Here is a 13678-nt window from a genome sequence, read left to right as displayed (position 1 = left end):
GGCCGCAGGCCGGGCTCAGCGCAGCTCGACCTCGACCGCGACCACGCGGGCGTCGTCGAGCCCGACGAGGTGCACCGGTCCGGTGATCGCGAGGGCCGCCTCCGTCTCGCGCACGGCGCACGAGGCGCCGACCCAGAGCTCGACGGCGCCGGGCTCGACCACGCGGCGCATCCGGCGGTCGCTGAACGCGAGCCGCTGCGTCGGCACGTGGAACGTGACCCGCGCCTCCTGCCCCGGCTCGAGCTCGACCCGGGCGTAGCCGAGCAGCTGCGCGACCGGACGGGTCACCGAGGCGACGACGTCGTGCGCGTAGAGCTGCACCACGTCGGCGCCGGCCCGCCCGCCCGTGTTCAGCACCGTCACGGTCGCGGTGAACGCGCCTCCTGCGGGCACCTCGCCCGAGCCCGAGTCCGAGCCCAAGCCGGAGCCCGCGTCCGAGTCCGAGCCCGAGCCCGAGCCCGAGCCCGCGTCCGCGTCCGCGTCCGCGTCCGAGCCCGAGCCCGAGCCCCGACCCGAATCCGAGCCCGCACCCGAGCCCGCACCCGCACCCTCGACGACGAGCCCCGACCGCTCGAACGTCGTGTACGAGAGGCCGTGGCCGAACGGCAGCACCGGGGTGCTGTCGGCGCTCGTCACCTCGCTCGGGCCGCCGAGCGGCGGATGCAGGTACGAGAAGGGCTGTGCGCCCGCCGACCGCGGCAGCGAGACGGGCAGCCTGCCCGACGGCACGACGCTGCCCGAGAGCACGCCGGCGATCGCGGGTCCGCCCTCCTCTCCCGGGAAGAACGCCTGGACGACCGCAGCCGGGGCGCCCGGCCCCGAGACGGCCCAGCCGATCGCGTAGGGACGACCGGAGAGCACGACCAGCACGACCGGGGTGCCGGAGGCGACGACCGCCTCCACGAGGTCGCGCTGCGGCCCCGGCAGCTCGAGGCTCTCGACGTCGTTGCCCTCGCCGACGGTGCCGCGGCCGAAGAGCCCGGCGCGGTCGCCGACCACGACGACGGCGACGTCGGAGGCAGCTGCCTCGCGGACGGCCTCGTCGATGCCCGAGCGGGCGTCCGCATCGAGAGCGCCCTCGACTGCGCAGCCCTCCACGACGACGAGCTCGCTGCCCGGCAGCTCCTCGCGGAGCGCCTCCGCCACCGTCGGCACGGCGATGCCCGTCGGCACCCCGGGGTGGTGCGCCAGCACGTGGTTGACGAACGAGTAGCAGCCCATCAGGGCCTCGGTGCTGTCGGCGTTCGGGCCGATCAGCGCGACACGAGCCGGGCCGGCAGCCGCATCAGCACCAGCACCAGCACCGGCGCCCCCGCCCAGCGGCAGGACCCCGTCGTTCGTCAGGAGCACGACCGACTCGTCGGCCAGGCGGCGCGCGACCGCGCGGTGCGCCGGGCTGTCGAGGTCGATCTCGGTCGGCGGCCCCGCGGCCTCCGCGGCGTCGAGGGCGGCCTCGTCGAGCAGGCCGAGTTCCTCCTTCTCCGCGAGCACGCGGGCGACCGCGAGGTCGACCAGCGTCTCGTCGACCAGCCCGGCCCGCACGCGCTCGGCGAGCGGGGCGAGGTAGGCGTCGCCGGTGGGCAGCTCGACGTCGATCCCCGCCTCGAGGGCGAGCGCCGCGGCCTCGCCCCGGTCGGCGGCGACGGCGTGCATCACCTCGAGGAAAGCGACGGCGAAGTAGTCGGACACGACGACGCCGTCGAAGCCCCACTCCCCGCGCAGCAGGTCGGTCAGGTACTCGGGCGTCGACCCGACGGGCACCCCGTCGACCTCGGCGTACGAGTTCATCACCGAGCGCACCCCGCCGTCTCGCACGGCCATCTCGAACGGCGGCAGCAGCACGTCGGCGAGGTAGCGCGGCCCGACGTTCGCAGGGGCGTGGTTGCGGCCCGCGTCCGAGAGCGAGTAGCCGACGAAGTGCTTGAGCGTGGCGTGCACCCCTGCCGACTGGAGGCCGCGCACGTAGGCGGTGCCGATGGTGCCCACGACGTACGGGTCCTCGGCGATGCACTCGTCGACGCGTCCCCACCGCGGGTCGCGGACCACGTCGAGCACCGGCGCGAGGCCCTGGTGCACGCCGAGCTCGCGCATGGAGCCGCCGATCAGCGCCGCCATCCGCTCGACCAGGTCGGGATCGAAGGAGGCGCCCCACGCGAGAGGCGTCGGGAACGTCGCGGCCTGCCAGGCGGCCAGGCCCGTCAGGCACTCCTCGTGCACGATCGCCGGGATGCCGAGACGCGTCTCGGCGCGGAGCCGACGCTGCTCCTCCCAGAGCCACGCGGCGCGCTGCACCGGGTCGACCGGTCGCGTCCCGTAGACCCGGGTCAGGTGCCCCAGCCCGTGCTCGGTCGCCGCTCCGTAGTCGTCGCTGGGGGTCATCGCGCCCTGCATCGGCGCCACGGCGCCGCCGCCCTGGTCGACCCACCAGCCGACCAGCTGGGCCAGCTTCTCGTCGAGCGACATGTCGTCGAGGAGGCGGCGGACGCGGTCGCTGAGGACGAGACCGGTCGCGCTCGTCGCGGCCCGCGCCTCCTCGGCTCGGCCCTCGGCTCGGCCCTCGTCGCCGTGCCGTCCGGTCGTGTGCTGCATCTCGATGGTCATCCCTTCACCGCCCCCGTCAGGCCGCCGACGATGCGGCGCTCGAACAGGCTGAAGAAGATCAGCGCGGGCAGCATCGACAGCGCCGTGAAGGCGAGCACCCGGGCCGTGTCGACCGAGTACTGCGACGAGAACGCCTGCACGCCGAGCGGCAGGGTGAACGTCGACGGGTCGTTGAGGATGAACAGCGGCAGCAGGTACGAGTTCCACGCGCCGATGAAGGCGAGGATGCCGACCGTGATCACGCCGGGCAGCGACAGGCGCACGACCATGCGGAAGAAGAAGCCGAGACGGCTGCAGCCGTCGATGAACGCGGCCTCCTCGATCTCGTCGGGGATCGCCCGCAGGAACGGCACGAGGATGATGATCGTCGTCGGCAGCGCGAAGGCGATCTGCGGCAGGATCACCCCGGCCAGCGAGTTCGTCAGCCCCAGGTCGCGGATCACGAGGTAGAGCGGCGTGATGGCGACGGTCATCGGGAACATCAGCCCGGCGGCGAACAGCGCGTAGAGCACCCCTCGCCCGGCGAACCGGTAGCGCGCCAGCACGTAGCTCGCGGCGAGGCCGAGGGCGACCGTGCCGATCGTGGTGGCCCCGGCCGAGATCAGCGAGTTGCCGACCTGCCGCCAGAAGGTGCCGCCGGTCAGCACGTCGAGGTAGTTGCCGACCTGCCAGGGGCTCGGGAACCCGGAGGGGTCGGTCGTGATCTGCGCGTTGGTGCGGAAGCCGCCGATCACGATGAACGCCACGGGGGCGAGCATCGCCACGATGACGACCACCGCGACCACGTACGCGACGCCGCGCCCGGGGTCGGCGATGCCGCGCCTCCTGCGGGGCGGCCGGCCGGCCGCGGACCGGGGGGTGCGCGCGGGTGCGCCCGCGCCTCCGCCGTCCGGGCCCGCCGCGCCGCGGGGGCGGGCAGGCAGGGTGCTGGCGGTCATGACTCGTCTCCTGACGTGGTGAGGGCGCCGGCCGTGTCGCGCCGCAGCACGAAGCGCTGGTAGACGAGGGCGACGACGAGCGAGATGAGGAACAGCACCACGGCGACGGCGTTGCCGTAGCCGTAGCTGCCCGAGGTGCGGCCGTTGGCGACCATGTACGTCGCCATCGTCGAGGTGCCGGCGGTGGCCGCGATGTACTGGCCCCAGATGATGTAGACGAGGTCGAACAGCTGCAGCGAGCCGATGATCGACAGGAACGCCCAGATTCGCAGGGTCGGGCCGAGCAGCGGCAGCGTGATGCGGCGCTGGATCTGCCACCAGCTCGCGCCGTCGATCGCCGCCGCCTCGCTGAGCTCCTCGGGCACGCCCTGCAGGCCGGCGAGGAACAGGATCACGGCGAAGCCGACGTACTTCCAGGTGATGATCATGAGCAGCGTCCAGATGGCGATGCTCGGGTCGGCGAGCCAGTCCTGGGCGAGCGAGCCCAGGCCGACCTTGGCCAGCATGTCGTTGACGGCTCCGCTGCCCTGGAGCATGAGGCTCCAGCCGGTGCCGACGACGACCTCGCTTATCACGTAGGGCACGAAGATCAGCACCCGGATCAGCGACTGCCCGCGCAGCTTGCGGTTCAGCAGCAGGGCCAGGCCGATCGCGACCGGCCCCTGCAGCACCAGCGAGAGCACCACGATCGTGGCGTTGTGGCGCAGGGCGTCGAGGAACGTCGCGTCCTGGAAGATCGTCAGGTAGTTGCGGAACCCGACGAAGTCGGTCGGGGGGCCGAAGCCCTGCCAGCTGAAGAAGCCGTAGTAGGCGGCCATCACGATCGGGAAGACCACGAAGGCCAGGAAGACCACGAGGGCCGGGCCGACCAGCAGCGCGATCTCGAGGCCTCGGGCACCACGCCCCTGCCGGGACACGGCCCGGGAGGCCACCGGGGGCGAGGCGACTGCCTCGCCCCCGGCGGTGGCGTGAGCCCCCGAGGGTGCGGCGGGCCGCACGGAGGGTTCGCGGAGGCTCACGAGGGGCCTACGCCTTCTTGGCGGCCGCGTCGACGGCGTCGACGAACTCCTGCGGCGTGCCGTCGCCCGAGAGCAGGTCGACCACGGCGACGTTCATCGCGTTGCCGACGTTGAGGCCGTAGACGGTGTCCAGCCACTGCGAGACGAACGGGGCGTCGTTGTAGGCGGCCAGCACCTCCTGCAGGTAGGGCTCGGTGACGGCCTCCTGGGCGACCGTGTTCACCGGAGGCGCGTTGAAGGCCTTGTAGTAGGCCTCCTGCACGTCCGGGGTGGCCAGGTAGTTCAGGAAGTCGACGCACGAGTCGGGCGCACCGGCCGAGCACGAGTAGCCGTCGACGCCGCCCATGATCGCGCCGGGCTCGCCGTCGCCGCCGTCGATCGCGGGGAAGGGGAACCAGCCGAGGTCGGGCAGCGGCTTCGCGTCGGGGGTGAGGGAGGCGATGACGCCCGGGTCCCACGCGCCCATCAGCTCCATGCCGGCCTGCTTGTTGGCGATCAGGCCGGCCGAGCTGCCGGCGCCCTGCTGGGCGGCCGTGGTGAGGAAGCCCTCGTTGAAGGGCTCGGTGTCGCGGAAGTCGGCGAGGTCCTGCGCCGCGTCGACCCAGCAGGGGTCGCTGAAGTCGCGGTCGGTCGCGGCCTGCTCCAGGGTGTCGCTGCTGCAGGCGCGCAGGGCGAAGAAGAAGTACCAGTGCGCGGCGGGCCAGGCGTCCTTTCCGCCGAGGGCGACGGGCTGGGTGCCCGAGTCCTTCAGTGCGGCGACGGCGTCGTCGAGCTCGTCCATCGTCGTGGGGGGCGTCGTGATCCCGGCCGCCGAGAAGACGTCCTGGCTGTACCAGAAGCCGCCGGGCAGCACGGCGATCGGCATCGAGTACACCTTGCCGTCGATCGAGCCGGCCCCGAAGGTGCCCTCGCTGATGTCGGCGCGGGCGTCGTCCGAGATGCCGTCGGTGATGTCCTTCACCTGGCCGGCCTGGACCATCGCCTGGAGCTTCCCGCCGCCGCGCTGCAGGAACACGTCGGGGGCGTCGCCCGAGTTGAGGGCGGTCTGCAGCTTGCTGTCGAAGTCCTCGTTCTGGACCGTCTGGACGTCGATCGCGACGTCGGGGTTGGCCTCCGTGAAGTCGGCCGCCGCCTGCGTCCAGAAGTCCTGGCCGGGGCCGGTGGTGGAGTTCTGCCACAGGGTGAGGGTGCCGTCGTCGGCCCCGCCTCCGCCACCGCCTGCGCTGCAGCCGGTCAGGAGCCCTGCTCCCATCAGCAGGGCTGCGGACCCTGCCAGGAGTCGCCGGGTCGTCATCGTCTTGCTCGGCATCGTTGCCACCTGTTCCTCGTCGTTGAGCGGCCGTGGTCGGCCCGTGACGCAGCGCTCCGATGTGCTGCGTCGGACCAGTGTCAGAAATGCCCGAAGGAGTGTCAAACGTTTTCGAAAACCATTTCGACGGCGCTAGGCTCGCGCTCGTGAACGCCCGTCCGACCATCCACGACGTCGCCGCGGCGGCGGGCGTCTCGCTCGCGACCGTCTCGAAGGCGGTCAACGGCCGCTACGGCGTCTCCCCTGAGACGACGGCGAAGGTGATGGCCGTCGTCGACGCGCTCGGCTACGAGTCGAGCCTCGTCGCCAGCAGCATGCGGGCCCGGCGGACCGGGGTGATCGGGGTGCTCGTGGCCGACTTCGAGCCGTTCAGCTCGGAGGTGCTCAAGGGCGTCGGCACCGCCGTGCGCCAGCTGGGCGCCGAGTACGACCTGCTCGCCTACAGCGGCGCGCACCAGGGCGGCGCCGACGGCTGGGAGCGGCGCTCGCTCAGCCGCCTCAGCGGCACCCTCATCGACGGGGCGATCCTCGTCACCCCGTCGGTCCTCACGACCACCACCAGCGTGCCGGTCGTCGCGGTCGACCCGCACAAGGGGCGTGCCGACCTGCCGAGCGTCGAGGCCGACAGCCGAGGAGGCGCGGTGCAGGCGGTCGAGCACCTCGTCTCGCTGGGGCACCGGCGCATCGGGTTCCTCGCCGGGCGGCCCGACCTGCGCTCCGCGTCGCTGCGCGAGGCCGGCTACGCGGACGCGCTCCGCTCGGCGGGCATCCTGCGCGACCCCGCGCTGACCCGCGACGGCGACTTCGAGATGGGCGCCGCACGCCGCGCCGCCCGGGAGCTGCTCGACGTCGGGCCGACCGACCGCCCGACCGCCGTGTTCGCGGCCAACGACCTGTCGGCGATCGCCGTGCTGCGCACGGCCCACGAGCTCGGCCTGCGCGTGCCCGACGACCTCAGCCTCGTCGGGTTCGACGACATCCCCGAGGCCTCGCGGGAGCAGCCGGCGCTGACGACCGTGCGGCAGCCGATGCACCGGCTCGGCACCGTCGCCACGACGATGCTCTTCACCCTGCTCGAGGGCGGGGTCATCGACCGGCCCGAGGTGCAGCTGCCGACGAAGCTCGTCGTCCGCGGGACGACGGGGCCGGTGCCGGTGCGGGTGCCTTCGCGCGGGTAGCTGTCGCGCGGGCCTGCCTCACGGCTCAGGAACCGGCTGCCCCGTTCACCTGGATCGTGCACGACTCAGGATAGAGAGTCCCCCCGCTGCGCGGATCAGGACCCGTCTTCCTGAATGAGGAGAGGAACACGGAGCGGGGACGGCGAAGGCCCCCGCCGCAGAGCGACGGGGGCCTTCGGGTGCTGCAGGTCGAGTCAGCGCTTGGCGCCGCGACGACCGGTGATGAGGCCCCAGATGAGCAGGACGACGATGGCGCCGACGATGGCGATGAGCCAGCTCTGGATGGAGAAGAAGCCGTCGTAGCCGACGCCGAACACGGCGCCGCCGATCCAGCCGCCGATGAGGGCGCCGATGACGCCGAGGACGAGGGTGGCGAGCCATCCGCCGCCCTGACGGCCGGGGAGGATGAGCTTGGCGATGGCGCCGGCGATGAGGCCGAGGAGGATGAAGGCGAGGAAGCCCATGATGAGCCCTTTCTTAAGAAGGTGAGGGGCCGCTTCGGGGCAGGCGACCCGAGGTCGACCACCAGCTTGCTCTCAGACGGGCATTTTGTCCGGAATTGGTCAGGAAGACCCCCTTGTGCGCCGAGGGCACGAGGGCTACATGAACGGGAGGTGTCCGCAGCCGACGCACCGGGCGAGCCCCCTGGCAGGCCCGTGCGTCGCCCTTGACGCAGGAGCCCGTGCCGAGAGTCGGGGCTCTCGGCGTCCGCCGGGAGTTCGGGCTCCCGGAGGTGCACGACCGCGAGCCGTGCCGGGTGCCTAGGGAACACCCGGGCATGTCTTCGGAGCCGAGGCGCCCCCCGATCGGGTGACTTTCCCGGACGTCGCAGGAGGCGCCTCCCGCGAGCGCCCGCGCGCCCCGCGTAGCATGCTGGAGACCTACCGAGGGGGCACATGAAGTACATCGTCTACGGCGAGAACCGCGTGATGACGAGCGACGCGATCGCCGAGGCCGTCATCGCCTACGCCGCGGCCCTCGGGCAGAACGGCACGACCGACATCGTCGACGTGCCCACGAGCGACGAGCACGGGTCGGCGGCGACCGCCGAGCTGCTGCTCGGCCCGGCCAGCCAGCTGATGATCGAGACCGCCCCCGACGACGAGCTCGAGCCCGAGGACGAGGCGCTCGTCGCCGAGCTCGTGCGCCGCGCCGCCGCCGTGGGCGGGGCGCGCTTCGTGGACGCCGCCTCCGGCAGCTCGGTCGACGAGGAGGAGCACACGGCGGAGTCCGGCGACGATGCTCCGCTCCGCACCCGCCCGCCGGAGCCCCGTGACCCCGACGACCGCAGCCAGCCGGCGCCCGCGTTCCGACCGGCCCGCCCTGCACGACCCGCGGGCTACGCCGACGACGCTCCGTCGACCTGAGGCGCAGGTACTCCGACGATCTGTGCCCTCGGGCTCAGACCTTCTGCTGTCGCGGCACGACGACGCGCTCGAACACGACGACCCCGGCCGTGGCGATCGGGATGGCGACGAGGGCGCCGAGCACGCCGCCGAGCGCTCCCCCGCCGAACGCCGCGACGATCACCAGCGCCCCCGGCACGGCTACTGCCTTCGACATCACCCGCGGAGTGAGCACGTACGCCTCGATCTGCGCGTAGACCAGCAGCACGACGCCGACGACGATCGCGGTGACCGGCGAGACGCTCAGGGTCGCAGCGATGATGACGGCGTACGCCACCACGGTGCCGACGACGGGGATGAGTGCTCCGAGGAACGCCAGGGCCGCGAACAGCACCGGCACGGGGCCGCCCGCGATCGTCAGCACGAGGAACACGAAGACGGCGTTGATCGCGGCGAGCGCCACCTGTCCCGCGACGTACCGGCCGACGGACAGGAAGATCTCGTCCGAGATGTCCATCACGCGCTCGCGGTGGCTGCGCGGCACGGCCCGGCTGAGCGAGCGGAGCATCTGCGGCAGCGTCACGGCGAAGTAGATCGTGAGGATCGCGACGATGATCACCGCGGTGATGCCGTTGGTGATGCCCTGGCCGACGGCGAGCACGCCGCCCCCCAGGGCGAGCAGGCGGTCGGGGTCGAGCAGGTACGAGCTGACGGCGGCGACCGCGTCGTCCACGTCGACCTCGAGGCCGAGGGTCTCGACGGCCTGCTGCACCCACGGCTGGCGCGAGATGTCCTGCAGGGCGGCGGGCGCCGTGCGGATCACGTGGCCGACCTGCTCGACGAGCGCGGGCACGACCGCGGCGAGTATTCCGACGACCGCGCCGAGCACGAGGACGACGGAGACGACGACGCCGACCCAGCGCGGCGCGCCGGCCCGGGCGAGGCGCCGCACGACGGGCTCGAAGGCGAGGGCGAGGAAGAACGCGAGGCCGATGTAGACGAGGATCGTCGAGAGCGCCATCAGGGCGACGATGATGCCGACGCCCAGCCCGCCGCCGAGGGTCGCGATCAGGCCGAAGCGGAACGCCCCGGGGCGCCGCAGGGGGCTCGACGGCTCGTCACGTGAGGCGGCCGATCGCACGGACGACGAGGCGTCGGACGTGCCGGACGCACCGGACGGCGCAGTCGAGCGGCGAACGGAGCGGGCACGGTGCGAGAGGGCCATCCGACCATCCTGGCGGTCGCCGCAGCCGGAGGGCCGCCTGAGGGCTGCCGGAGCTGCTCCGAGGCCGCGCCGCGTCGCCGCTCAGATGGGCTTCTCGACCATCCCCCACGGCGAGTCGTGCCCCTCGGGCGAGGAGAGCAGGTCGAGGAACGGCCCGGCCGGGAACGCCTCCGGCCCGAGGATCCCGACGCCCGACCAGACGCCCGTGGCGAGCAGCTCGAGGGCGATGACCGGACCGAGCGCCGTCTGCCACACGACGGCCTGCGAACCGTACTCGCGCATCGAGGTCTCGTTGTCGGCCACGTGGTAGAGGTACGTCGACCGCGGCTGGCCGTCCTTGCCCGCGCCCCGCACCCAGACGCCCGCGCACGTCTTGCCCGACATCACGTCGCCGAGCGTCGCCGGGTCGGGCAACACCGCCGCGACCACGTCGCGCGGCGAGACCTGCACCCCCTTGACGTCGACCGGGGCCGTCCTGTCGAGCCCGAGCTTGTTAAGCGTCCTCAGCACGTCGATGAACTCCTGGCCGAGGCCGTACTTGAAGGTGACGCGCTTCGCGCTCGTCCAGCGGGGCATCAGCAGCACCTCCTCGTGCTCGACGTTGACGCACTCGACCGGGCCGATCCCCTCGGGGAAGTCGAAGACCTCGGGCTCGCTGAACGGGGCGGTGGTGTACCAGCCGCGCCCCTCCTCCCAGACGACCGGGGGGTTCAGGCACTCCTCGATGGTCGTCCAGATCGAGAACGAGGGGGCGAAGTCGTGGCCCTCGACGACCAGGTTCGCCCCGTCGCGGACGCCGAGCTCGTCGATCTCGCTGAACAACTCGTCCTCGGCCCAGCGGGCGAAGACGTCGGACATGCCGGGCTCGACGCCCATGCCCACGAGCGCGAGGCGTCCTGCGTCCCGCCACCGCGCCTCCTGCGCGAACTGCTCGTCGCCGAGCATGACCCCGGTCAGCTCGTGCGGCTCGTCGGGGTGCGGGCTCGACAGGCTCATCGCCATGTCGAGGTAGACCGCGCCGCCCGCGAAGGCGCCCTCGAAGATCGGCATCACGAAGCGCGGGTCGACGGCGTTCAGCACGTGCGTGATGCCGTGCTCGCGGATCAGGGCCGTGACCGAGTCGGCGCTCGACGCGTCGACCGAGGCGCCGAGGAGGCGCGGGTCGCCCAGCGAGTCGACCAGCGCCTGCGGGCGGGCCGGGTCGTGGTCGGCGACGACGAGCAGCTCGAAGAACGTGCGTCGCACGGCGATGCGGACGGCTGCGGAGCCCACGCCTCCCGCGCCGACGATCAGGATCCGGGCCGGTGCAGTCGGTGCCGCGTCGGGGCTGCCGGGTGCAGGGGCGGTCGGTTCAGGGGTCATGCCAGTCCTCCGTCGATGGAACGCGTGTAGATCTCGGGCTCGTCGGGCACGAGCACCTCCGTGTCGCGGTTCAGGCTCTCGCCGCGGAAGAACGGGCGGGACTCCGCGAAGGCCGACCAGACGACCATCAGCACGGCGCCGAGCAGCAGCGAGCCGATGCCGATCACGAAGGTGCCGCCGATGCCGAACAGCACCGTGTAGCCGTAGTCGGGCGCGAGCATGTCGACCACCGACTGCACGAAGGCGTACGTGAGCATCAGCGCGCCGAGCAGCGGCAGCAGCCCCTTGAACAGGAACGCCTGCCAGGACGACGTCAGCTCGCGCCGGAAGAACCAGACGCACGCGTAGCCGGTCAGCCCGTAGTAGAAGGCGATGGCGAGGCCCAGCGACAGGATCGAGTCCTGCAGCACGTTCGCGCTCACGAGCGTCATGACGACGTAGAAGACGATCGCGACGACGCCCATCACGAAGGTCGAGAACGACGGGGTGCGGAACCTCGGGTGCACCCGCCCGAACCGGGCGGGCAGGGCGCCGTAGACGGCCATCGCGAGGGTGCCGCGGGCCGTCGGCAGGATGGTCGTCTGTGTCGACGAGACGGCCGAGACGAGCACCGAGATGACGAGCACGACCGAGAGCGGGCCGAGCACCGGGTCCTTGAGCGCGAAGAAGACGTCGTCGGCGTTGGCCTCGTTCGCGAGGCCGATGCCCGTGCTGCCGAGGCCCGCGAACGACATCGCGACGACGGTGACGCCGACGTAGGTGACGAGCAGGATCGCCGTCGACAGCACGGCGGCGCGGCCGGGGGTGCGCTGGGGGTCCTTGGTCTCCTCGGTGAGGGCGAGGCACGCGTCCCAGCCCCAGTAGATGAACAGGGCGAGCAGCACGGCCTCGACGAAGCCCGACCAGTCGGTGAACGCGGTCGGGTCGAACCAGCTCCACTCGACCGGGGTCGCGTTCGGGGCGTCGCCCGTCGCGATCTTGTAGAGCGCGACGACGACGAAGAGCGCGAGGGCCACGTACTGGACGCCCAGCAGGACGTTCTGCACGCGTTCGCCCAGCTCGAGGCCGCGGTAGCTGACCCAGGTCATCAGGGCGATGAACACGACGCCGGTCGCCGTGACCAGCGGCACGTTCTCGGCCAGGGAGCCGTCGCCGACCATCAGCCAGGTGTACTGCCCGGCGATCTGCGAGAGGTTCGCCAGCACGACGATGCCGGCGATGGCGACGCCCCAGCCGCCCATCCAGCCGACGCGGGGGCCGAAGGCCTTCGTCACCCACGTGAAGGTCGTGCCGCAGTCGGGCACGGCCCGGTTCAGCTCCCGGTAAGCGAAGGCGATGAACAGCATCGGGACGAACGCCACGATGAACGCGATCGGCGCCTGCGCCCCGACTGCGGCGACCACGAAGCCGAGCGTCGCGACGAGCGAGTAGACGGGAGCGGTGCTCGCGAGGCCGATGACGGTCGAGCCCCAGAGGCCGAGGGTGCCCGCCGCGAGGCCTTTGCCGGCGACCGCGTCGACAGGGCGCGAGGAGGAGGTCGGCACGCGGCCGGGCGAAGCGTCGGGACCGCTCATGGCCAGAACGTAGTCCCGCGGCCCGGGCGTGTCAACGAGGCTTCCTCGCTACCACCCGGCCCGCCGCCCGGGCCGCCGTGCCGCGCCGCCGTACCGCCCGTGAACCGGGTTCCGAACCGTGAACTGCGCTGTGTCGCGGTTCGTGGTCCGGAACCCGGTTCTTCGTGTGCGCGGCGGGCAGGTCAGCGAGCTGTGCGCAGCCCGGCGACCAGCCACGCGACCGCCACGAACAGCAGGGTGACGATCGTCAGCACCTGCCCGCCGTACGCGACCGCGGTGATCGAGGAGGCGCCGAGCGCGAACCCGACCGGGGTGGAGAACACGACGGTGCGGACGAGGGCCACCACCGTCCAGGGCACGAGGGCCCAGCCGGCCACGCCCCGGACGCCGTCGCGGGAGCGCGCTGCCAGCACGGCGCCCACGAGGGCCGCGACGACGGACACGAGCGTGAGGAGGAGGACCGCGAGCGTCCCCGGGCCCGCGGCGAGGACGGCCGGGATGAACGCGAGGACGGCGACGAGCACCTGGGTGACGGCAGCGATGCGCAGTGCGACGCGTCCGGCGGGCGAGGTCGCGCAGATGCCCCCTCGGCCGCTGACCAGCCAGAGCGCCACGGACGTGGCGAGGGTCGCGACCAGGGCGAAGACCGGCAGGACCGCGTACAGCGAGGTCGTCGAGAGAGCGGCCAGGCCGATCAGGAAGCGCGCGGCCGTGACCAGGGCGCCCAGACCGGCGAGCGCGCCCGCGACGACGAGCGCCCTGCGGTCGAGTCCGGCGGGCACGGGCGGCCGCGTCGGACCCCGCTCGGGGTCGCGGGCCGAGGCAGGAGTCGTCGCCGATTCGCTCATGCCCTGACGATATCGACAGACCGTCCCGTGTGGCACGTCACGCCGACGCCGGAGAGCGAGAGTGATCGGAGCCGGCTGGCCCGCGGGGACAGGGTTCCTGGGCACGCCGACACCGGATCACGCGCGGATCACGGGATACGGGCCGGTGGCACACGGTGCGGGACGGGAGCGCAGACGCGGAGGTGGCCCGCCCGGCCCGGCCCGGCGGGCCCCGCCGGGGGGGGGGGCGGGGACGGCGCCCCGGGGAGGGGGGGGGCCCCCGGCCCACGGGAGGGGGG

The 13678-nt window shown here is 72.7% G+C and carries 11 protein-coding genes; 2 read left to right on the top strand and 9 right to left on the bottom strand.

Annotation, left to right across the window (positions count from 1 at the left end; all coding sequences use genetic code 11):
- Window positions 1-15: 15 nt before the first annotated feature.
- The 4 genes from RWM17_RS06770 to RWM17_RS06755 all read right to left on the bottom strand — a co-directional run bounded on the left by RWM17_RS06770 (window position 16) and on the right by RWM17_RS06755 (window position 5852).
- Window positions 16-2463 (bottom strand): glycoside hydrolase family 3 N-terminal domain-containing protein, encoded by a 2448-nt coding sequence (locus RWM17_RS06770; protein ID WP_314102246.1) that lies wholly within the window; start codon window positions 2461-2463, stop codon window positions 16-18.
- 134 nt (window positions 2464-2597) lie between these two features.
- Window positions 2598-3539 carry a carbohydrate ABC transporter permease gene (locus RWM17_RS06765; protein ID WP_314102244.1) on the bottom strand — a complete coding sequence of 314 codons (942 nt, stop codon included), beginning with the start codon at window positions 3537-3539 and terminating at the stop codon, window positions 2598-2600.
- Entirely contained in the window at window positions 3536-4558 is a 1023-nt protein-coding gene (locus tag RWM17_RS06760; protein WP_399540216.1) for a carbohydrate ABC transporter permease, read from the bottom strand. Before RWM17_RS06760 ends, RWM17_RS06765 begins: the two co-directional genes overlap by 4 nt.
- A gap of 7 nt (window positions 4559-4565) precedes the next feature.
- Complete coding sequence (locus RWM17_RS06755; protein ID WP_314102245.1) at window positions 4566-5852, bottom strand: extracellular solute-binding protein; 1287 nt, start codon at window positions 5850-5852, stop codon at window positions 4566-4568.
- A gap of 161 nt (window positions 5853-6013) precedes the next feature.
- On the opposite strand from RWM17_RS06755, the gene RWM17_RS06750 reads away from it, so the two are divergent.
- Window positions 6014-7045, top strand: coding sequence for a LacI family DNA-binding transcriptional regulator (locus RWM17_RS06750; protein ID WP_314102242.1), 1032 nt, complete (start codon window positions 6014-6016; stop codon window positions 7043-7045).
- A gap of 194 nt (window positions 7046-7239) precedes the next feature.
- On the opposite strand, the gene RWM17_RS06745 is transcribed toward RWM17_RS06750, so the two are convergent.
- Window positions 7240-7509, bottom strand: coding sequence for a GlsB/YeaQ/YmgE family stress response membrane protein (locus RWM17_RS06745; RefSeq protein WP_123546987.1), 270 nt, complete (start codon window positions 7507-7509; stop codon window positions 7240-7242).
- A 432-nt stretch (window positions 7510-7941) separates the two neighbouring features.
- Between RWM17_RS06745 and RWM17_RS06740 the strand changes: the two genes are divergently transcribed.
- Window positions 7942-8412 (top strand): hypothetical protein, encoded by a 471-nt coding sequence (locus RWM17_RS06740; RefSeq protein WP_314102240.1) that lies wholly within the window; start codon window positions 7942-7944, stop codon window positions 8410-8412.
- 34 nt (window positions 8413-8446) lie between these two features.
- On the opposite strand, the gene RWM17_RS06735 is transcribed toward RWM17_RS06740, so the two are convergent.
- From RWM17_RS06735 to RWM17_RS06720, 4 genes are all read right to left on the bottom strand, one after another.
- Window positions 8447-9616 (bottom strand): AI-2E family transporter, encoded by a 1170-nt coding sequence (locus RWM17_RS06735; RefSeq protein ID WP_314102239.1) that lies wholly within the window; start codon window positions 9614-9616, stop codon window positions 8447-8449.
- Window positions 9617-9697: 81 nt separating this feature from the next.
- Window positions 9698-10978 carry a saccharopine dehydrogenase C-terminal domain-containing protein gene (locus tag RWM17_RS06730; RefSeq protein WP_314102238.1) on the bottom strand — a complete coding sequence of 427 codons (1281 nt, stop codon included), beginning with the start codon at window positions 10976-10978 and terminating at the stop codon, window positions 9698-9700.
- Window positions 10975-12552 carry an APC family permease gene (locus RWM17_RS06725; protein ID WP_314102237.1) on the bottom strand — a complete coding sequence of 526 codons (1578 nt, stop codon included), beginning with the start codon at window positions 12550-12552 and terminating at the stop codon, window positions 10975-10977. Before RWM17_RS06725 ends, RWM17_RS06730 begins: the two co-directional genes overlap by 4 nt.
- Window positions 12553-12734: 182 nt before the next feature.
- Window positions 12735-13400: a hypothetical protein gene (locus RWM17_RS06720; RefSeq protein ID WP_314102236.1), complete on the bottom strand. Its 666-nt coding sequence runs from the start codon at window positions 13398-13400 to the stop codon at window positions 12735-12737.
- Window positions 13401-13678: the final 278 nt, after the last annotated feature.

It is taken from the genome of uncultured Frigoribacterium sp., from assembly GCF_963515265.1.
Lineage (GTDB): Bacteria > Actinomycetota > Actinomycetes > Actinomycetales > Microbacteriaceae > Frigoribacterium.
The sequence above is the reverse complement of the archived record's forward strand: the minus strand, read 5'-3'. Positions and strand labels throughout refer to the sequence as shown.